General features: G+C 64.0%; 15 protein-coding genes. 4 read left to right on the top strand and 11 right to left on the bottom strand.

Going from position 1 to position 20,248, the window contains the following annotated elements; all coding sequences use genetic code 11:
* Positions 1 to 63 precede the first annotated feature (63 nt).
* From CQ002_RS01240 to tagH, 11 genes are read right to left on the bottom strand one after another with little or no spacing between them, the layout of a single operon-like run.
* Positions 64 to 1,773, bottom strand: a complete 1,710-nt coding sequence (locus CQ002_RS01240) for an SUMF1/EgtB/PvdO family nonheme iron enzyme (RefSeq protein WP_034110299.1) — start codon at positions 1,771 to 1,773, stop codon at positions 64 to 66.
* The gene (locus CQ002_RS01235) at positions 1,766 to 2,950 is read right to left on the bottom strand and encodes an ABC transporter permease (protein WP_105163055.1); all 1,185 of its coding nucleotides are present in this window, start codon (positions 2,948 to 2,950) and stop codon (positions 1,766 to 1,768) included. Before CQ002_RS01235 ends, CQ002_RS01240 begins: the two co-directional genes overlap by 8 nt.
* Positions 2,950 to 3,654: an ABC transporter ATP-binding protein gene (locus tag CQ002_RS01230; protein ID WP_105163056.1), complete on the bottom strand. Its 705-nt coding sequence runs from the start codon at positions 3,652 to 3,654 to the stop codon at positions 2,950 to 2,952. Before CQ002_RS01230 ends, CQ002_RS01235 begins: the two co-directional genes overlap by 1 nt.
* Positions 3,654 to 6,635, bottom strand: coding sequence for a serine/threonine-protein kinase (locus CQ002_RS01225; RefSeq protein ID WP_105163057.1), 2,982 nt, complete (start codon positions 6,633 to 6,635; stop codon positions 3,654 to 3,656). Before CQ002_RS01225 ends, CQ002_RS01230 begins: the two co-directional genes overlap by 1 nt.
* Complete coding sequence (locus CQ002_RS01220; RefSeq protein ID WP_034110307.1) at positions 6,632 to 7,351, bottom strand: PP2C family serine/threonine-protein phosphatase; 720 nt, start codon at positions 7,349 to 7,351, stop codon at positions 6,632 to 6,634. Before CQ002_RS01220 ends, CQ002_RS01225 begins: the two co-directional genes overlap by 4 nt.
* The gene (gene tagF, locus CQ002_RS01215) at positions 7,352 to 8,005 is read right to left on the bottom strand and encodes a type VI secretion system-associated protein TagF (RefSeq protein WP_105163058.1); all 654 of its coding nucleotides are present in this window, start codon (positions 8,003 to 8,005) and stop codon (positions 7,352 to 7,354) included.
* On the bottom strand, positions 8,002 to 11,502 hold the full coding sequence (tssM, locus tag CQ002_RS01210; RefSeq protein ID WP_034110310.1) for a type VI secretion system membrane subunit TssM: 3,501 nt from the start codon (positions 11,500 to 11,502) through the stop codon (positions 8,002 to 8,004). The genes tagF and tssM overlap by 4 nt, the downstream gene beginning before the upstream one ends.
* Positions 11,499 to 12,788 (bottom strand): DotU family type VI secretion system protein, encoded by a 1,290-nt coding sequence (locus CQ002_RS01205; RefSeq protein WP_105163059.1) that lies wholly within the window; start codon positions 12,786 to 12,788, stop codon positions 11,499 to 11,501. The genes tssM and CQ002_RS01205 overlap by 4 nt, the downstream gene beginning before the upstream one ends.
* Positions 12,789 to 12,794: 6 nt before the next feature.
* Positions 12,795 to 14,129 (bottom strand): type VI secretion system baseplate subunit TssK, encoded by a 1,335-nt coding sequence (gene tssK, locus CQ002_RS01200; RefSeq protein ID WP_034110314.1) that lies wholly within the window; start codon positions 14,127 to 14,129, stop codon positions 12,795 to 12,797.
* An 18-nt stretch (positions 14,130 to 14,147) separates the two neighbouring features.
* Positions 14,148 to 14,657, bottom strand: a complete 510-nt coding sequence (tssJ, locus tag CQ002_RS01195; protein ID WP_034110316.1) for a type VI secretion system lipoprotein TssJ — start codon at positions 14,655 to 14,657, stop codon at positions 14,148 to 14,150.
* A 57-nt stretch (positions 14,658 to 14,714) separates the two neighbouring features.
* Positions 14,715 to 16,043, bottom strand: coding sequence for a type VI secretion system-associated FHA domain protein TagH (gene tagH, locus CQ002_RS01190; protein ID WP_098467587.1), 1,329 nt, complete (start codon positions 16,041 to 16,043; stop codon positions 14,715 to 14,717).
* A 393-nt stretch (positions 16,044 to 16,436) separates the two neighbouring features.
* Here tagH and tssA point away from each other — a divergent pair, with 393 nt between their 5' ends.
* The 4 genes from tssA to CQ002_RS01170 all read left to right on the top strand — a co-directional run bounded on the left by tssA (position 16,437) and on the right by CQ002_RS01170 (position 20,176).
* Positions 16,437 to 17,456, top strand: coding sequence for a type VI secretion system protein TssA (gene tssA / locus CQ002_RS01185; protein WP_105163060.1), 1,020 nt, complete (start codon positions 16,437 to 16,439; stop codon positions 17,454 to 17,456).
* A gap of 54 nt (positions 17,457 to 17,510) precedes the next feature.
* Positions 17,511 to 18,017, top strand: coding sequence for a type VI secretion system contractile sheath small subunit (tssB, locus tag CQ002_RS01180; protein WP_010207547.1), 507 nt, complete (start codon positions 17,511 to 17,513; stop codon positions 18,015 to 18,017).
* Between the two features lie 2 nt (positions 18,018 to 18,019).
* Complete coding sequence (gene tssC / locus CQ002_RS01175; protein WP_010207548.1) at positions 18,020 to 19,516, top strand: type VI secretion system contractile sheath large subunit; 1,497 nt, start codon at positions 18,020 to 18,022, stop codon at positions 19,514 to 19,516.
* 171 nt (positions 19,517 to 19,687) lie between these two features.
* Positions 19,688 to 20,176, top strand: a complete 489-nt coding sequence (locus CQ002_RS01170) for a type VI secretion system tube protein Hcp (protein ID WP_005792512.1) — start codon at positions 19,688 to 19,690, stop codon at positions 20,174 to 20,176.
* Positions 20,177 to 20,248: the final 72 nt, after the last annotated feature.

Here is a 20,248-nt window from a genome sequence, read left to right as displayed (position 1 = left end):
TGACTTGCCCAGCACGGCCCACCGCCGCCTGAGTCCCTTCCAAGCTCGCCCTACAGCCAGCGCTCATCGCTGACCGCTCGCTGCGAGCAATTCCTTCAAGATCGTTGCCGGGTCGGCCCGCTGTTGCTTGCGGTAGTTACCGACATGGCGAACGAACAGTGTTGCGCGCGTCACCAGGCTCTTGCCGAGCACCGGCTTGCGATCCAACTCTTCCTTGATCCGCTGAAACTGCGCCTGTATCACCGCATCCGTGTAGCGCGTGCCGGTGGCCAGGTTGTCGATATAGATCGCCACTGCGCCATCCAGCGCGCTGCGGCCATTGGTGATGGCCATTTCAAACAGCTGCGCGCTGGCCTGGTCCTTGTTGTCCAGGGCCTGCTGGCGGCTCTTCTGCAGGTTGGCCAGGCGAATGTTGTAGTTGGCGATGGTCTCGGCCACCAGCGCGGCCGACTGAATCAGGTTGCCCGCGGCTTCTTCGCGTTGCTGGGCGATCAGCGAGACGTTGCGCTTGAGCTCCTCGTTGACCAGCCCAAGCTCGGCTTGCAGCTTGGGGTCGACGCTGGCGGCGATGATGCTGTCCAGGCGTTTGGTCGGGTCCTGGGCGTCGTCGATGGCATCGGTCAGTGACGCCAGTCGGCCCTCTTTCTGCCATTGAGCGAACAGTTCCTTGTAGCGCGAACGCGGCGCCGACAGCGCGCCGATCGCCACGCGAAAACCGGTGGTCTCGTTGCTTTGCTCGGTGCCATCGGCGGCGAACAGCGGATATTCACGGCGCATGCCGGTGAACAGCGTGCCCTCGCCTTCGAGGTAGTTGCCGCCCTTGACCACAAACCCGCCATAGGTGCCCTGGCGACGCCCGGCGTGCACCAGCTGGAAAGATTCCTGGACCATTTCCGCCGCGTTGCCGATCACATCGAACAGGCCGATCGGGTTGGGCAATTTGGTGCCGATGGGCATCAGGCGCGCGGCTTGGCCGGTGCCGCCGGCCACCTGGTTGAACACCGCGTAATCGCCGAGCGGGCCGTCGCTGTCACTGCCTTCGACACGGCGGGGGAACAGGCGCCCTTCCAAGTCCTGGCGGCTGACCGCATGGCCGCCGCGGGCGGCGAATTCCCATTCCACTTCGGTGGGCAGGCGCACAAAACCGAGACCACCATCATCCGCTGAAGAACCGCGACCACTGACCGGTAGCCGCTCACGGTGGTATTTCATCAGCCAGGCGCTGTACACCGCCGAGAAGCGCTCGGCTTCGAAGCGCGACAGCTTCACCTTGGGCAAGCGTCCGGCCATGCCGGTCGGTGCATCGCACGCCGGTGCGGGTTCGCCACTGGCCAGCGACTGCGCCTGGGACATCACCTGGGCGTATTGACGGGCGGTCACTTCGTACTTGCCGATGAAGTACAGCATGGGCTTGAGCGGGGTCTTGGCGTCGGTCTTCGGCATCAAGGGCGCGATGACTTTGTTCCAATCTTTGGGCAGGTCCTTGAGGGTGAACTGGCCGTTGATGAAGTCGCGGCGGTAGCCGGAAATAAACGACTGCTGATAACCCGCCTCGCCTTCGGCGAAGGGGTAGCCGAGGCTGATCTCGCGGTCATCCAGGGTGCCCTGGGCCAGCACATAGGCGTAGCGGAACACCATGTTGCCTTCGCACGGCAGTGGCAGGCTGACGTCGCCTTCCAACGGCTTGGGGTTGTCGAGCTTGTCACTCGCCTCATCGGCCCAGGCCATCGAGGCCAGGGTCAGCGCCACGCAGGCGCCCAGTAACTTATACATCTCTGATTCCTTCAGAAGCCTGGATCCGCGCCACTCGCCAACCACCGCAGGCCGCCGCCACGGCGCTGACGCCGAGGACTGCAACCAGGGCCAGGCCGTAATGACGTGCCAGCAGGTGACTGGCGTGTTCGCCCGGCACCTGCACAAAAAGCTTATTCAACGCTGCCTCGGCCAGGCCATACAGCCCGGCACTGAGCACGCCAGCCAAACCTGCGCTGTACAGCGCCTGCACCACCACGAACAACAGCAGCCCGCCTGTGGAAAACCCCAGCAGGCGCAGCACCGACAATTCCCGCCGCTTGCGGGCGACGGCGGCCAGGGCACCGGCAAAGATCGCCGCAAACGCCCCCCCCAACGCCAACCCGCAGATCACCCAGAACACGATCGACAGGTTGCGGCTCAACGACTGCACCTGTGCGATGGTCTGTGCCTGGGTCGACACCAACAGGTTCTGCCCCGCGAAGTACACCCGCAGCGGCTCCACATCGACCAGGTTGCGGGCATACAAGCGGAACGCCGGGTAGACCCGTTGCTCACTCACCCCCACCGCCTCACCGTTCCACCCCAACGCCGGCACCGCAAGGCCGTCGCGATAGTCTTCCGCCGCTTCAAGCAATGTCAGATCGGCGAACAGACCGTCACGGGCAAAGGCTTCCAGCGGCAGTACCGCCAGCACCCGCACGCGCGTGCGCTGGGCTTCCACGCGTCCCGCCACTTGCCGTGCAAAACGGGTGTCCAGCCAATCCCCTGGCCGCGCCGCGAGCTTCTCGGCGGCGGTGTGGCTCAGCACGATCTGGTCCAGGCCCTGTGGCACCGGCAGACCGGCCACCAACGGATCACCCGAGGCGGTCGGTAGCATCTCCAGGGCCAGCGAGCCCACCTGCGCCGTCGCCGCAATCTGCCGTGTACGCGGCAGCGCAAACGCTACGTCGCTGCGCTGGCCGAGCTGCTCGATAAAGGCGCTGCTGAATCGACCACCGCCCAGCGGAATAATTTCACGGGTGGCAGGGTCGGTCTCCAAACGTTCGGTCAAACTGCTAACCAGTCCAAATTTCAGGCCGAATAACACCAGCAACGGCGCGATCACCGCCACCAGCGCGAGCACCGAACAGGCGGACAGCCAGGCATCGTTTCGATAGTCCTGCCAGGCCAGCGACGCCACCAGACCGATGCGCATCAGCACGCCTCCCCAAGGGTGGCAGTGACACCGCCGTCGGTGTCGCGACGGCAACTGATGCGCCGCACCTGCAAGCCACTGGCCCGTGCCAAGGGCTCGTCATGGGTGGCAATCACGCAGGCCGCACGATGTTCGCGAGCCTGGGCCAGCAGCGCCTGCATCACGCGCTCGGCATTCAAAGGGTCGAGGGACGCCGTCGGCTCGTCCGCCAGCACCAGGTGCGGCGCATGGGCCAGCGCGCGGGCACAGCTGACGCGCTGGCGCTGGCCCACCGAGAGCGCCGCCGGCTTCTTGGCCAACTGGTCGCTGATCTCCAACTGCTCGGCCAGGCGCGCCACGCTGCCGTCGTCTTTCAAGCCCAGCAGTTGCCGGGACAAGGCGATATTCGCGCGCACATCGAGAAAACCCAGCAGGCCGCCAGTTTGCAGCACATACCCCAGATACTGGCTACGCAGCGCGGCCAGCGTGGATTGCTGGTCGCCGCGCCATAGCCCGGCGATGTCGTGCCGATGGAATTCGAACTGCCCGACCTGGTCCGGCGCCAATACCAGCGCCAGCAGGTCCAGCAAGGTGCTCTTGCCGCAACCGCTGGGCCCGACAATCGCCAATTGCTCACCCTCACGCAGCGTCAGCGCCGGAATCACCAGGCTATAGCGCTGGCTACCGACACCCCGGCTCTTGTGCACCGCGCTCAGGTTCAGCATCACGGCAACGTCGACAACGGCACGCGGTACAACGCATCGCCCGGCTCGGCGTCGCCGAAACGGACCCAGTTGGCCACGTCATTGTGGAAGGTTTCGTAGAGACGGATCTTCGAATCCAGCTCGTCAATAAAGTCTTCCTGCTCGGCCACGCTCAACGACAACCACAAGTCCTGGGTCATGTTCAGCGACTTGCTGCGATACGGCAGGCCTTCCAGGTATTCGCCGAGGATGCCGCCGTCGGCCAGGTTGCCGCCCTTGCGCAGGGCTTGTGGATCACGGCTCATGTAGGCCGAGGCGCTGGCGATCTCCTGGAAGAAGTCCTTGGGCGAGGTCTGGGTCTTGCGCGCCGCGTCGACAATCAACTTCAGCGACTGCTGCAGATCGTTGAGCTGCAACTTGGTCAGCATCACGCACACCTGGAACGCCGGCAGTGCCGGGTTGGTCAGGTCACGGTCGGCGGTCCAGGCGCTGACCAGTTGCGGCGCCTGGCTGGCGATTTTGCGACCGAGGAAATCCATGTGCATGGCATAACCCACCGCTGCGGACTTGTCCGCCAGGCTCGGTGCGCTGTTGAGCAATGGCACCGGCTGCGGCGTGTTGCTGCGCACCTGGTGCACGAGGTTGGCGAACACCGTGCCGATCTCATCCACACGCTCACCCAGCTTGCGCACATCGCCACCGGGCACCGACGTGTAGAGGTCGCCAATCTGCGGGTTGGCGTCAGCGGTGAGGATGCGGTACTGGCTCTCGGCACCGGCATGGGTTTTCTTGCCGGCGTCGGTGCGCAGGTGCAGGGCGTAGATCTTGATCTGCTTGCCCAGCGCAGCCTGGCGCACTTCGGCTTCGTTCATCTGGGTAGCGGCAAACGGGTCGTTCTTGCGCAGCGCACCGGCGTCGGTGACCAGCAGGATGATGCGCCCACCGTAGCCGGACCAATCCATGCCATCCACCGCCTGCATCACGCCGGCGAACGCGTCTTCGTTGAAGGAATGGCTGGACACCGTGGACGCCTTGACCTGGCGCGCCATGTCGAGAAAACGCTGCGGGTCGCGCCCCTGCTCGAGGCTGATCAAGGTCTTGGCCACGTATTCCAGGCCTGGGGTTTTCTTGATGCTGCTGCGAAACCCAACCATCCCGAAGCTGACACTGTCCAGCTCACCGCGCTCGGCAATCCGGGTCTGCAGCTCGTGCACGACGTCGCGAACCTGGTCGATATAGGGCTGCATCGACACGGTGGTGTCCACCACCAACACCACCGCCGTGCGGAAGGCATCGGCGTTGGCATTGATCACCGGGGTCGAGGGCTTGGAGGCTGCGCTGCTGCCGGGGTCGATGGAAGCCACGTTGAGCAACTGCACCGGCTGGCCGTTTTCGTCGAAGCTCTCTTTGGAGTCGAAGATCGGCAACAGGTAGAACTGGTTCTGCGGCACCGCGCTGGCGCTCGGTTCCAGGGCCAGGATCTGGCTGTTGTCTTCGCTGTTTTTCTGCGCCTTGGCCAGCACGCCTTTGGCTGCTGAAGGATCGGCCAGCAGTTTCTCGACTTCTGCGGATTGGCGCAGGAACATCACCGGCGCCCGGCCCGAGCGTTCGGTGAACTTCAACACCAGGCTCTGTTTCCAGTCGCTGACTTGCGACGCCGGCAACCAACCGTCACTGCGGCCATCGGTGGCGGCACCGACGCGCACCCACGGGCTGCCGTCGATGTCCTTGCGCTGGTAAACGTAAAGCACGGAAAACGCTGGCAGGGCTTTGCCCGGCGCACTGCCTGCGTCAGCTGAAAGCCTGGCGCCCGGCTTGCTGAGCACGCGTTGGAACAGGGTCTTCTTGCCCGCCATCAGCAACGGACGCTGGCCGCCATCGACCTCGGCTACCGCAGGGGGTGGCGTGACTGGCGGCAGCACCGCAGCGGGCGGCTTGGCAACGGGCTCATCGCTACCGCTCAACCACCAGTAACTGGCCCCGCCGATGGCCAAGGCAACCGCCACCGCCACGGCGGCCAGCGCCAACACCGGACCACGACGCTGCTCGGACACGGCATGGTGTTGCGTCGGTGTCACCACTGGTTGGCGCACGACGGGTTGGGGCTGCGGTTTATCGGTCGGAATATCGATCGTGACCGGGGTCATGCCTGCCAGATCGAAGCTCAGTGGGATGGGCAGCGGTCGTACCAGGGTGGCCTCCGGCGACTCTGCCGGCAGGTTATCCAGCGCCCGCAACAAGGCCGCCGCATCCGGGAAACGCTCCGCCGGGTCCTTGGCCAACAGCTTGCGCAGCACCTCCTGGTAACGGCCGTGGTGCACCGGCAGTTCCGGTAACGGCTCGGTCAGGTGGGCCAGCGCCGTGGACAGCGCATCGGTGCCGTTATAGGGCAGCTTGCCGACCAGGATTTCATACAACACCACACCCAATGCATACAGGTCGGCACGGCCATCGATCTCCTGGCCCCGCGCCTGTTCGGGGCTCATGTAGCTCGGCGTGCCCACGGCGAACCCGGCCTGGGTGAACTGGGTGCGATCATCCAGCGACTTGGCGATCCCGAAGTCGGACAGCACCGCCGTGCCATCGGCGCGGAACAGAATGTTCGCCGGTTTGACATCGCGGTGCACCAGGCCTTGAGCGTGGGCATAACCCAGCGCCGAGGCGATCTGGCGGATCAGCGTCACGCCCTGCTCCGGGGTCATGCCAGCAGCGATGCGCTCCTTGAGCGTACCGTTGGGCAGGTATTCCATGGCCATGTAGTACAGCTCACCGACGTTGCCGATGTCATGGATGGTCACCGTGTGCGGGTGTGACAAGCGCGCCAGGGTCTTGCCCTCGCGCAGGAAGCGCTCGCAAAAACTCGGGTCTGCCGCCAGCGCCGCCGCCATCACCTTCAACGCCACCTTGCGCTCCAGCGAGCGCTGGGTCGCCAGGTACACACTGGCCATGGCGCCTTCGCCGATCTCGCCTTCGATGTCATAACCCGGGATGACGATGTTCATGGCGATACCTTCACGACAATGGCGGTGATGTTATCCGGCGCGCCTCGGTTGAGCCCCAGGTGCACCAGGCTGCGCACGATTTCATCCGGAGCGTCGTGACTGAGGACTTCGCGGATCTCATGGTCTTCGACGGTCTTGTTCAGGCCGTCACTGCACAGCAGGTAGCTGTCACCGGGGGCGATCAACAGGTCGACCACCGCCAGGTCCAAGTGGGCTTCCACACCAATGGCGCGGGTGACGATATTGGCGCGCGGGTGTGTACGGGCGTCGGCTTCGCTGAGCAGGCCGCTGTCTTGCAGGTCCTGGACGTAGCTGTGGTCGCGGGAGATGCCTTCGAGCAGGCCGTCGCGCAGGCGATACAAGCGACTGTCACCGGCCCACAGGCACACACCGCGCAAGCCACGGGCAGCCAACAGCACCACGGTGCTGCCCATCATGGTCACGCCACGGTTGGCGGTTTCTTCACGTACGGCCGTGTTGATGCGAAGCAGGTCGTTGCGCAGCGCCGCCGTGTATTCATCCAGCGAGCGCCCCACCGGCACGCTGCGCAGGCTGTCGACGATCAGGCTGCTCACATAGTCCCCCGCCGCATGCCCGCCCATGCCATCGGCCACTACCCACAGGCGGTTTTCCGGCAGGTCGAGGCAGGCGTCTTCGTTGACCTGGCGCACCATGCCCACATGGCTCTTGCTCGCGGATTTATACGTCGACCCCATCTACACCACACCTTCTTGTCCGAGCAAAAACTGCGCAAAATCGCCGGTGGCAGGCAGGCCCTGACACCGCAACAAACCAGGGGAAATCGCCTGCGAACCCCGGCCCCACCACAGGCTCGCACCGTCGCAGGCCTGTTCGGCGAGCGCGGTCATGCGCTGGTGCGGCAGGGTGGCGGCCACCCGCTGCAAACCGGCAAAACGGCTATCCACCGCGCGCGGTTCACTTGCCGGGAGACCCAGGCTATCGAGGCCTTCATTGAAGCGTTCGAAGGTGGCACCGGTATCCAGGGTGCTGAGCAACAGCGTTTCGACCTGCTCGAACCAGGTGTCCGGCCCGCCCACCAGCGAGGCAGGATTGGTGTCGTGGTCGAGCAACGCCACTACCGCCAAGGGGAAATAGCGCCCCACCCGGTCGATGCTCGGCATCACCACACCCGCCGCCGCATCCGGCCCGCACACCCCCGGCGCCAGCACAAAGCGCCAGAGCGGGCTGACCAGGTAGGTGTTGAGCCAGTCACTACCGAGGCTGTTCTGGCTGGCAAGCAAACCCGCCGCCAGCCAGCTGTCCCATGGGCCAATGAAACTCTGGGGCAAGGCGCGGCTGACAAAATCGCCCCGGCTGGCCAACTTGCCGTAGAAACCCAGCGACGTCATAGCCGCTCCGGCAGGCTGAAGCCGCTGAGCACGCGGCTCTTGAACGGGTTGAAGGCACTGTTGGCGCGCAGCTCGTAGGCGATGCTCGCGCCATCGACGCGCAGGCGCAGGTTGAAACGGTCCGGCGAATTACCGGCGGTAAGGTCCGACTGTTCCAGCAAGCGGAACCAGGCCCACGGCCCGTCCAGGGTCACGCCCGAACGGCCACTGGCCGACGGCGGCATGATGGAGATACGCACCACGCCGATGCTGCCGGGGTTCGGCCATTGCATCGCCACCGGACGGCTCGGGCCGTGGTCGTAGCTCAATTGCTGTCCGTCGAGGTCAAGCAGGAACTGGGTGATGGTCGGGTCCATCGACACCGGCTTGAGTTCGAAACGCACGACGGGTTGAGTGCCTCCGGCGCGGAAGAACGCATCGCGGATCGACGCGGCACGCTGGAAGGTCTGCAGCACACCCGGTGCAATCCCGAGTTTCTGTGCCGCACCCGGCTGCCAGCGCCAAGTCTGCGCGGAAGTGTCCACGTAAGGTTGCAGGTACTTGCGGAAGTAATTGTCCATCACCCCGCCCACGCCGAAGAACTGACCGAAGTCGTCCAGGGTGGCATCCCGCGCACTGCCCGGCGACATCGGGTAACGGCCGGCCAGGGACTGGCGATACACGTTGACCACTTCGCTGACCCAGGCCGCGTTCAACTGGTTACGTACGCCGCCCATCATGCTGTTGGTGGTGGAGTTGACCACCGACTTGACCATGCCCTGTACCAGCGCAGGCTGGCGCTCGGCATTCAGGCTGACCCGCGTGGCCGCGGCCGCCGCCTGGTTCTTCGCCTCGCCGAGCAAGGCGTCGCCGCTGGCACCGACCATGGCACTGACCTGCACATACAGCGCATTCATGTCGGTAAGCAGGCCATCGATGGCCGCCGGCTCGCCTTCGTTCTTGCTGACGATGCCGTTGAGTTCGGCAAAGTGCGCGGTCACCGGATCATCCGCCGCCGCAGGCGCATTCGCAGTCGGTTGCTCCTGGCCGAGCAGGCTGCCCAGGCGCTCCTTGAGCTTGTCGACACCCCCTTCCACCGGCACGCCCTTGGCCGCCAGTTGGCGTTCCTCGGCTTGCAGATCGGTTTCCCTGGCCACGGCCACCAGCAGTTTTTTCAGCGGTGAGGTCGGGCCGGAGATCACCCGCAGCACGTCGGCCGCCTGGGCCACGCTGGTGATCGGGACAAAGTCGATGTCCGCCAGCAACGCATCCCACTGGCGCTGGTAGTCCTGGAAATACAGGCGCCGCACATCCGCAGCCAGGCTCACCACGTTCTGCTGGTCGGCCTGCGCTTGGCCCAGCACCCATTGCTCTTCAGCCAGGGTACCGGTCTGGTTCAGGCTGCTCGCCAGGAACGCCTGGCGATAGCCCTTGGCGGTGAAAAACCCGCTCAGCGGCTCACCCAACGGCTTGCCGCTTTTGCGGCTGAACACCAGCGCCGCGTCACGGCCGGCGGCTTCGTTGATGCGAAAGTCCGGGATGCCTTCGGGCAGTTTCTGGCGCTTGACCCGGTCATACACCCGCTGGGCTACTGGCAGTTGTTGCAACTGGCGACGTAGGTCATCGATCAAGCGTGCGTCCAGACGTGCACTCGGTGGATGGCGTTCGAACAGCGACTGCAAGTGCCCGGCCAGTGCCTGGCGCTGATCGGCCGGCAGGTCGCGTGGCAGGTTGCGGTCCCAGTCGAGGGCGATCCAGGCCTTGATGAAATCCGGGTCGTAATGCTCGGTGTCGGCGAGCATCAAGTACGCCTTGAGGCCTTCGTAGAGGAAATCGGAATTGCCGCCGCCGTGCAGCTGCTCTTCGATGCGCGTCACCAGGCGTGGCGCGAACACCGCGATCAACAGCTTGCGGTAGACACTGGCAGACTCGGCTTCGAGCATATCGCCCTGGTACAGCCCCAGCCCCTCGGACCAGCTCGGCGAGTCGCCCGCCAGGTTCTTCACGGCGTTGAGCAATGGCAGGACCGCGAGGACTTCGCGCTGTGCCGGGCTCAGGTTCTGCACAGTCTGGCCCAGTGGAGCGACTTTCTGGTCAACCTGGGCGATATACGCCTGGTTGGCACGGTAACTCACCCACCACAAGCCACTGACCACCACGACCAACGCCACGGTGGCAGCCAGCACACCGCGTGCAATCCACTTGCGTCGACGCTCGACCTTCGGGTTCACCCCCACCAGGCCGCGCTCGGCAAAGGCCACCGCAGTGAAGAGTTTTTCGATGAAGTAACTGCGCCCTGTACCGCTCTGGCGCGCCAGGTGCTGGCGGTCCAGGTTCATGCTCTGGGCCATCGCGCCGATCAGACGGTCGATCGGGCTGCCCTCCTGGGTGCCACTGGTGAAGTACACACCCCGCAGCAATACGCGCTCTTCAAAGGCATTGGGCTTGAACACGCCTTCGAGGAAGCTTTGCAGGCAATCTTTCAACGCGCCGAACTGCTGCGGGAAGCCGTAGATCAGGTCGCGCCGCGCCGGGTCGCGCTCCTGTTGCAGGCGCTCGACCAGGCGTTCGTTGAGGCGCTGCTCCAGGCCGGCGAACTCACTTTGCAGGTGCGCCAGCGGGCTGTCGCTGTTTTTGCCGTCGTCCAGGGCAAAGGTCATGCCCCACACTTGGGCGCGCTCTTCCTTGCTGAGGTTGTCGAAGAACTCCATGAAGCCCGGCACCAGGTCGAGCTTGGTCAGCATCAGGTAGATCGGGAAGCGCACGCCCAATTGGGTGTACAGCTCCTGGATGCGCAGGCGGATGGCAGCGGCATGGGCGGCGCGTTCGGCGTCGGTGCCCAACAACAGGTCCGACAGGCTGATGGCGATGAAAGCGCCATCGATCGGGCGGCGCGAGCGCTGCTTTTTCAGCAGGTCGAGGAAGCCCAGCCACGCGGCTTTATCCACCGTGGAGTTGCTGTCCTGGGTGGTGTAGCGGCCGGCGGTGTCGAGCAACACCGCTTGGTCGGTAAACCACCAGTCGCAGTTGCGCGTACCGCCGACACCACGCACGGCTCCGGCGCCCAACTGCGCGGCCAGCGGGAAATGCAGCCCGGAGTTGACCAGCGCAGTGGTCTTGCCCGAACCCGGTGGGCCAATGATCACGTACCACGGCAGCTCGTAGAGGTTGCGGCGTTCATCGCCACCCAGCTTGGCCTTTTTCAGCAGTGCCAGGGCCTCGTCCATGCGCTGGCGCAGGGTGGTGAGTTCTTCGGCGGTAGCGACGCTGTTGGGGTCGGCCGGGGTTTCGGCGGCCAGGCTGCGCATCACTTCGGCGGCCTGGCGACGGGCCTGGACGATGCGGAACACGCGGTAGGCGAGCCACACCGCGAACACCAGGATGATCAGCGCCCAACGCCGGCCTTCCGGCACCAGCACATCGAGCAACGGCCCGACAAACCAGATGATCAGGCTCAGGGCGATCAGGCCCAGCACGGGAATCACCCAGCGAATCATGAAACTGAAAAACGCCTTCACTCGACGCCCTCCGCCAATACGGTGATTTCAACCCGACGATTGCGGGCACGGCCTTCGGCGGTGGCATTGGTCGCCACCGGCTCGGTGTCGCTTCGCCCCTCGGCGCTGAAGCGGTCCGCCTGGCCAGTCTTGGCCGCGAGGATCTCCAACACCGACTTGGCCCGCGCTTCGGACAGCGCCCAGTTGGACGGGAAACGCAGCGTGGCAATTGGGCGGTTGTCGCTGTGCCCGGTCACGCGCACCTGGCCCTTGACCTTGCGGATGGCGTCGGCGATGCGCAGCATCAGTGGCTGGTAGTCATCGACGATGCTGGAGCTGGCAGACGCAAACAGTTCATCGCCACGGATGGTGACCACCGAACGGTCGACCGCATCTTCCACGGCGACACGCCCGGCCTTGATGTCTTGCACCAGGAAGCCCGCCAGGCGCGGGCGCTCAATAACTTTGGGCTGCGCCACCGGACGGTCGATGGCCTGCACCGGGATCTCGCCCAGGGCATGGATATTCTTGAACACCGGCTCGGCATCCGACGCCAACTTGAGGCGCAAGCCAAACAGCAACGCCAGCAGCAGCGCGACGCCAATGGCCACGGCGATCCACGGCGGCATGAATTGCGCCAGGCGATCGCGGGCCACGGTCACGCCGCGCCAGTGCGGCGACAGTTCACGCTCGCGTTCGCCACGGGCACTGCGAATGGCCGCGGCGGTGCGTTCACGCAGGGCTTCCAACTGGCTGCGACCGTCGTTCATCACGCGGTAGCGGCCTTCGAAACCCAGGCACATGCACAGGTACAACAGCTCCAGCAGGTACAGGCGTTCCCGAGGGCTTTGCAGGCAGTGGTCGAGCAACTGGAAGACCTTTTCACCGCCCCAGGCTTCGTTGTGCACGGTGATCAGCAGGCTCTGCTTGCCCCAGTCACTGGTGCTGCCCCAGGGCGTGCTCAATACCGCTTCATCCAGCGCAGTGCACAGCGCGTAACGCGCCAGCAGCACTTCGTTGCGCGCAATGCCGGCCGCTTCGGCGCGCTCTTCAAACTGGCGCAGGTAAGCCAACAACTGCGCGCGCAGGCTGGCCGGTGCCGGGTGGGCAATGGTGTTGCGCAGGCGTGTCAGCAGCGCCAGCAACGGCCCGGCAGCGCTTTCCAGCGGGTTGAGGCCCTGGCTCTTGCCGGTGAGCATCGGCGCCGCCGGCATGGCCAGAGGCGAAGGTTCGGCACGCGCAGGTTCCGGCGCCCGGCCACCCGGACGCGGCATGAACTGGGTGCGGTCATCGTCATTGGGATGCATCGCGGATTATCCTCGGATCGCCCAGAAGGCCAGGTTCAAGCCCGGGAACTGCCCGGCGATATGGAAGGCGAAGCCACCGGAGTTGCCCAACTGCTGCCAGTGCTCGCTGCCGCGATCCAACTCGTAGTAGGTCGAGCCTGCGTGGTACGGCAGTTGGCGTGGCGCCACCGGCAGAGGCAACAGACTGATGCCCGGCAGTTGCAGGTTGACCAGGTCGCGGATGTGCTCCACCGAGCCGACTTTGCTCTGCTGGCCGAAGCGCGCGCGCAGGGTTTCGCCGGGGACATCGGCGCGCACTACCAGGATGAAACTGGCGTTGTCGAGCAGGGTCTTGTCGGCCAGCATCGCCACGTGCACGCCGTAGGCTTTCTCGACAATCGGGATCGGCGTGGCCTTGCTGTCGATCAGCATCGACAGCGCTTCACGCAGTGCGGCCATCACCGGGGCAAAGCTCAGCGCCAGGTCGTCGTGCTGGTACTGCGGGTATTCCTGAGGGCGACGGCCCGAGGTCGAGAAGGTCGAGAACTCACCGGCCAGGCTCACCAATTCACTGAAGAAGCGCTCCGGGTGCAAAGGGCTCAACTGGCTCAGATGCTGGATCAGCGGTTGGGCACGGTTGACCAGTTGCAGCAGCATGAAGTCGGCAATCTCCGACGCACCACCGGCGCCCGACGCGACCACACGCCCCGCCAGGGCTTCGCCGCGCTGATGCAGCAGGCCAAGCAGTTCGCTGCGAAAGGCGCTCAGCGGCTTGCTCGCGGCGACGTCCAGGACCGGCGGGATATAGGTGTCGTCGAGCACCAGCGCACGGTCGGCGCGCTTTTCCTTGATGCGCACCAGGCCGATGGCAGCGTAATCGCTGATGCCATCCTGGGCGGTCAGCAGGCGCAAGGCTCGGGAGCCCACGGCTACCGGGGCGCGGTTTTCGAACGGTGCGTTGTCATCACGCACTTCCCGCACCTGGCTCACATAACGCGCGGCTTCCAGGGCCTCGCCTTCATCCACCGTGTCGCGGGCGCCGGCACGCTTGAGCGGCAGCGCCAGGTACACCAGGCCGTCGCGCAGGTTGTCGTCGATGTTCAGCGGGCTTGGCGCCAGGTCGTCCTGGGGAATGTTGAACGGCGTACCGTCGGGCAACAGACCGCGCGCCGACACGATCGCCAGCTTGCCCTGGGCCAGCAGGCCCTGGTCGATCAGCAGCTCGGAAAACCCCCAGGCACCCGCCGACAACGGACGGCTGCGGGCGTCGATCAGGTTCTCCAGGTAACGGTCATGCTGCTGGAAGTGCTGCGTTCCGATGAACATGCCTTCCGACCAGACCACGCGATTGTTCCAGGACATGGGGGCTCCGATTGCTTCTTATTGGGCAGGGCTGGATGGGGTGGCCACGACGTCGGCGCGCACGGCACGCACATCGAGGCTGATCTGGTATTCGGTGTATTGGCGCGCGGGCACGTTGATCACCGTGCGCCATTGCGCGCGGTCCAACTCGCGATAGCCCACTAGCAAGCCAATCTGGCGCGTGGAAGGGTCGAGATCGCGCTGGAGGCTCAGCTGCTCGCCGGGTTGCACCATCACCTCGTCCTGGTCCAGCAGGTCCAGGCCCAGGGTCGATTGCGCCCGGTCAGCGAGGGCGAAGTAATCGGAGCGGGCGAAGGTGGCGGCGTTCTTCAGTTCGAAGATGCGCACCCGCACTGGGGCAGCCTGGCCGTTGGCGCCGGGGTTAAGCCCGCTGATCGCATGAAAGTGCAGCTCGACGGCGGCAGTATTCGCGTCTGCCTCGGCGGCGGTTTCGGGGTTGGCGGCGTCTTTGGCACACGCCGTCAGCAGCAGCAAAGTGGCGACTGCGAGTAAAAACCTGGGAATCATCCTGCGTCCTCAATGACGTACTTAGCTATCCGTTAATCCATGTGTTGCGGTGCGACTTTATCGACGCTGTCGTGCGCTGTGTTCTTCGTAGGCTCGGCTGAATTCGCGGCCGAACAGGTCCTGGAAGTCTTCCTGGGCCTCGCGGGAAATATTGCTGTAGAGCTCGGTAAACTGCTGCCAGTACTGGGCCTGCCGGGAGCCATTGAACAGGCTCGACAGCCCCCCAGGCTTGCCCATGCGCTCTTCCAGTTGCGCCGGTTCGAAGCGGCTGAGCAGGTGCTTGATCGCGGCTTCCACGCCGGCCATCACCGCCAGTTGGTGGGCGCGCAGATCATTGAAACTGTCGCGTACGGCGAGGTCCGGTGCCATAAACGCCTGGTTGCCGTGGCGAAGCAAAAGCAGCAACGCTTCGTCGGCATTCGGGGCAAATTTCAACGGATTGTTTTCCGCCGGCTGGATCATCGTCTGCTGCATGCGAAACTCGCCCTTGAGGCTGGCACGGGCACGCAACACGTCGATCAGGCCCTCGACCATCAGGCGGTAGCTACGGCCGATGTTTTCCATCTGGGCCTGCGCCTGGGCCTTGTCCAGGCGCAATTGATCAAGGCCCGCGCCGCGCAGGAAGGCTTGCAGAAGATCGGGTTGTTGGCTATCTGCAACGGGGAGCGCAGGCTCGACCACAGGTGGCGGCTGGATGATCTGTGGTGGGGGCGGCGGCGCACTGGCAACGGGCGCTGGCGTGTCGCCAAACAGGTCCCAGTCTTCGGGAATCACCGAGCCCGAGACCACGGGCGTCTCGGCCACGGGCACGACGACCGGCGTCGGCGGGCGGAAGTCGTGTTGCTCGGAAGGCACGTGGTCCGGCGCGGTCGGCGGCGGCACGGCGGTGGGGCTGAGAAAATCAAACAGGTCCGGCAGCGTATCCATCGCGGAGGCTCCCTGGAACTGCGGCGCGATCACTGGCGCCTGGGCTGGCGCGGGCTTGTTCACCACGGCACCCATCAACGCTTCAAAGCTGTTCGGTGAATCGCCGGCAAACGGCTGGCTGTCGGCGACCTGCACGTTGAAGTCGATGCGCGCCTGGATCTCGTAATCGCCGATACGGATCAGCTCACCATCTTGCAGTGGCTCACTGTTACCCCGGCGCATGCGAATACCGGCTTTAACCAACTCCACACCGTTTGTGCTGTTGTCGGTTAAATAATAACGACCCTCTTTGTATTGAATAACGCAATGTTGCGAGGAGACCAGGCGCTCTGGGTCAGGCAAAACCCAGTCATTATCCGAGCTGCGGCCGATAGCCATCACGCCCTGGTTCATGGACTTTTCGGAGCACTGCCCAGGGGTAATCTTGTGATAACTAGTGATAGTCAAACACAGCGACATCTTGCCTCCTTGCTGATACTTCGCGCACGGTCGATTCCAGGGACAGCGCCTCCCGGGATATCGCCATCGGTCGAACAATCGACCGTCTAAAACCTGCCAATGCCAGCATGATCGCTGATCTTAACTGGGCTCTATGACAAAAATCCTGTCCCGGTGCGTCGTTCGACTCACCAGTCGCGCAGGTTGTTAAGCACCGCACATCTGTCACAGAGGGCGAATAGCTTACCTTGACAAGGCCTAAGTACTACACCAAAAATGCACAACTTCTTGAATACCAGTGATGGCACATTAATGGCGCCTCGCTTATATGACCAAGAAAACATGCAAAGTTCCTCGCGCAACTAATGCATGAATTGCCCGCCATCTAACGGGCTGATAGGGAGATCAAATTCAGTGGATGTGCCGTTGCTGCTCACCGCCGTTTCCGCGACTTCGCCCTGTGGCGAAGACATGGAATATGACGCGCAATTTCTGCAGTTGGAGCGTGATGCCAAGGGCCAACCCGAGCGCAGCATGGGCGACTCGATCCTGCCCGCTGAACCGCCGGAATGGCGCAGCATCCAGCAGCAAAGCCTCGACTTGCTCGCACGCAGCAAAGACCTGCGTATCACCCATTTCCTGTTGCAAAGCGCCCTCGCCCTCCAGGGTGTGGCCGGCCTGGCGCAAGCGCTGACGCTGATCGATGCCTTGCTGCGCGACTACTGGGCCGACCTGCATCCGCGCCTGGACGCCGACGACGATAACGATCCCACCGTGCGCATCAACGCCCTCACCGGCTTGACCTGCGACACCAATATTCGCCTGCTGCGCGAAAGTGTCCTCACACGCTCACGCACCTTCGGCCCCGTGACCCTGCGCGCGGCGCTCAACGCCAGTGGCCTGTTGAGCTTTCCCGATGAACAGCTCGGCGCCCAGCAGCTCAACGCCGCGTTCCTCGACAGCGACCCCGAGCAACTGCAGGCTACCCGCGACGCCCTGATTGCAGCGCGTGCGGCGTGCGAAGCCATCGAACAACAGGTCAACGACCAGGTCGGTTCCGCCCAGGGCGTGGACCTCAGTGCCCTGAAGCAACCGCTCAAGCAGGCGTTGCAGATACTCAATCAAGCGGTGCCAGGCACCGCCGGCACCAGCGAACCCGAGGCCGTCAGTGACGACAATGCCCCCTCGGCCGACGTCGCCGCCGCCCCCGCAGCACCGCGCCCCGTTGGCGATATCGCCAGCCGCGACGATGTGCTGCGCAGCCTCGACAAGATCCTTGCGTACTACACCCGGCACGAGCCTTCGAGCCCGCTGCCGGTGCTGTTGAACCGGGCGAAGAATCTGGTGCACGCCGACTTCGCGGCCATCGTGCGCAATCTGATTCCCGACGGCATGTCCCAATTTGAAAACCTGCGTGGCCCGGACGGCGAGTAAGCCGCTCGACTGCGCAGTAACAACACCGTCGCTCAAGCGACCAGGAGCAGCAACGTGGCGAAGCAAAGTTCTCAGAAATTCATCGCGCGCAACCGCGCGCCTCGAGTGCAGATCGAGTACGACGTCGAGCTCTACGGCGCCGAGAAAAAGGTCCAGCTGCCCTTCGTGATGGGCGTGATGGCCGACCTCGCCGGCAAGCCTGCCGAGCCTTTGGCGCCGGTGGCCGACCGCAAATTCCTTGAAGTGGACGTCGATAACTTCGACTCGCGCCTCAAGGCCATGCAGCCGCGCGTAGCGTTCCACGTCCCTAACGAGCTGACCGGCGAAGGCAACCTGAGCCTGGACATCACCTTCGAAAGCATGGACGACTTCAGCCCGGCCGCCGTGGCCCGCAAAGTCGACTCGCTGAACCAACTGCTCGAAGCCCGCACCCAGCTGGCCAACCTGCTGACCTACATGGACGGCAAGACTGGCGCTGAAGAAATCATCATGAAGGCGATCAAGGACCCGGCACTGCTCCAGGCACTTGCCAGCGCGCCCAAGCCTGCAGGGGACCAGTAATCATGACTGACAATACCGCCCGCGAAGGCTCCCAGATCCTGGGTGCCACCGAAGAAGCCAGCGAGTTCGCGAACCTGCTGCTGCAAGAATTCAAGCCCAAGACCGAGCGTGCCCGCGAAGCCGTGGAAACTGCCGTGCGCACCCTGGCCGAACAGGCGCTGGCGCAAACCGACCTGGTGTCCAATGACGCGATCAAGTCGATCGAATCGATCATTGCCGCCATCGACGCCAAGCTGACCGCCCAGGTCAACCAGATCATCCACCACCAGGATTTCCAGCAACTGGAAAGCGCCTGGCGTGGCCTGCACTACCTGGTCAACAACACCGAGAGCGATGAGCAGCTCAAGATCCGCGTGCTCAACATCTCCAAGCCGGACCTGCACAAGACCCTGAAGAAATTCAAGGGCACCGCATGGGACCAGAGCCCGATCTTCAAGAAGATGTACGAAGAAGAATACGGCCAGTTCGGTGGCGAGCCCTACGGCTGCCTGGTGGGCGACTACTACTTCGACCAGTCGCCACCCGACGTGGAACTGCTCGGCGAGCTGTCGAAAGTCTGCGCCGCCATGCACTCCCCGTTCATCGCCGCAGCGTCGCCGACCGTGATGGGCATGGGCTCGTGGCAGGAACTGTCGAACCCACGCGACCTGACCAAGATCTTCACCACCCCGGAATACGCAGGCTGGCGTTCGCTGCGTGAATCGGAAGACTCACGCTACATCGGCCTGACCATGCCGCGCTTCCTGGCACGCCTGCCGTACGGCGCCAAGACTGACCCGGTGGAAGCGTTCGCCTTCGAAGAAAACACCGACGGTGCCGACAGCTCCAAGTACACCTGGGCCAACGCCGCGTACGCGATGGCCGTGAACATCAACCGTTCGTTCAAGCACTATGGCTGGTGCTCGCGCATCCGTGGCATCGAGTCCGGCGGCGAAGTGGAAAACCTGCCGGCCCACACGTTCCCGACCGACGACGGTGGCGTGGACATGAAGTGCCCGACCGAAATCGCCATCAGCGACCGCCGCGAAGCGGAACTGGCGAAGAACGGTTTCATGCCGCTGCTGCACAAGAAAAACACCGACTTCGCCGCATTCATTGGTGCGCAGTCGCTGCAGAAACCGGCCGAATACGATGACCCGGACGCCACCGCCAACGCCAACCTGGCCGCACGCCTGCCGTACCTGTTCGCCACCTGCCGTTTCGCCCACTACTTGAAGTGCATCGTGCGCGACAAGATCGGCTCCTTCAAAGAGAAGGACGAGATGCAGCGCTGGTTGCAGGACTGGATCCTCAACTACGTGGACGGTGACCCTGCGCACTCCACCGAAACCACCAAGGCCCAGCACCCGTTGGCTGCCGCCGAAGTGATCGTGGAAGAAGTGGAAGGCAACCCGGGTTACTACAACTCCAAGTTCTACCTGCGCCCGCACTACCAGCTCGAAGGGCTGACCGTGTCGCTGCGCCTGGTATCGAAGCTGCCTTCGGCGAAAAGCGCGTAAACCCCGCATGAGCCGGCTCTTTTGTGGGAGCCGGGCTTGCCCGCGATTGCATCACCGCGGTCTGCCAGCCAGGCCGCGGTGATGCAATCGCAGGCAAGCCAGTTCCCACAGAAAAGCATTGCCCATTGGGCTTAAACAAATATCGTGGCTGAGACCACACAGGGAGAAAACATGGCTGTTGATATTTTCATCAAGATCGGCGACATCAAGGGCGAGTCCATGGACAAGGCCCACAAGGACGAAATCGACGTGCTGAACTGGAGCTGGGGCATGGCCCAGTCCGGCAACATGCACGTGGGTGGTGGTGGTGGCGCGGGCAAGGTGAATATCCAGGACCTGTCGCTGACCAAGTACGTCGACAAGGCCTCGCCGAACCTGATGATGCACTGCGCCAGCGGCAAGCACATCGACAAGGTCAAGCTGACCGTGCGCAAGGCCGGCGGCGAAAGCCAGGTCGAGTACATGGTGATCAACCTGGAAGAAGTGCTGGTCACCTCGCTGAGCACGGGCGGTTCGGGTACCGATGACCGACTGACCGAGAACGTCACCCTGAACTTTGCCCAAGTGATGGTCGACTACCAGCCGCAGAAAGCCGACGGCACCAAAGACGGCGGCGCGATCAAGTTCGGCTGGAACATCCGCTCTAACACCAAGCGCTGATAGCTCTGGTGGCCGTGGCTGCGCGCCACGGCCCCAGGCCTCCCCGCTCACCAACCGTCCCCCTCACAACCC

This window comes from Pseudomonas sp. MYb13 (genome assembly GCF_002980075.1).
GTDB lineage: Bacteria > Pseudomonadota > Gammaproteobacteria > Pseudomonadales > Pseudomonadaceae > Aquipseudomonas > Aquipseudomonas lurida.
This window is presented reverse-complemented; position numbering and strand designations above follow the sequence as displayed.

Excerpts from the sequence above, each read along its gene's own strand:
- CQ002_RS01240 (WP_034110299.1), bottom strand. The coding sequence starts at position 1,773 with ATGTATAAGTTACTGGGCGCCTGCGTGGCGCTGACCCTGGCCTCGATG.
- CQ002_RS01235 (WP_105163055.1), bottom strand. The coding sequence starts at position 2,950 with ATGCGCATCGGTCTGGTGGCGTCGCTGGCCTGGCAGGACTATCGAAAC.
- CQ002_RS01230 (WP_105163056.1), bottom strand. The coding sequence starts at position 3,654 with ATGCTGAACCTGAGCGCGGTGCACAAGAGCCGGGGTGTCGGTAGCCAG.
- CQ002_RS01225 (WP_105163057.1), bottom strand. The coding sequence starts at position 6,635 with ATGAACATCGTCATCCCGGGTTATGACATCGAAGGCGAGATCGGCGAA.
- CQ002_RS01220 (WP_034110307.1), bottom strand. The coding sequence starts at position 7,351 with ATGGGGTCGACGTATAAATCCGCGAGCAAGAGCCATGTGGGCATGGTG.
- tagF (WP_105163058.1), bottom strand. The coding sequence starts at position 8,005 with ATGACGTCGCTGGGTTTCTACGGCAAGTTGGCCAGCCGGGGCGATTTT.
- CQ002_RS01205 (WP_105163059.1), bottom strand. The coding sequence starts at position 12,788 with ATGCATCCCAATGACGATGACCGCACCCAGTTCATGCCGCGTCCGGGT.
- tssK (WP_034110314.1), bottom strand. The coding sequence starts at position 14,129 with ATGTCCTGGAACAATCGCGTGGTCTGGTCGGAAGGCATGTTCATCGGA.
- tssJ (WP_034110316.1), bottom strand. The coding sequence starts at position 14,657 with ATGATTCCCAGGTTTTTACTCGCAGTCGCCACTTTGCTGCTGCTGACG.
- tagH (WP_098467587.1), bottom strand. The coding sequence starts at position 16,043 with ATGTCGCTGTGTTTGACTATCACTAGTTATCACAAGATTACCCCTGGG.
- tssC (WP_010207548.1), top strand. The coding sequence starts at position 18,020 with ATGACTGACAATACCGCCCGCGAAGGCTCCCAGATCCTGGGTGCCACC.
- CQ002_RS01170 (WP_005792512.1), top strand. The coding sequence starts at position 19,688 with ATGGCTGTTGATATTTTCATCAAGATCGGCGACATCAAGGGCGAGTCC.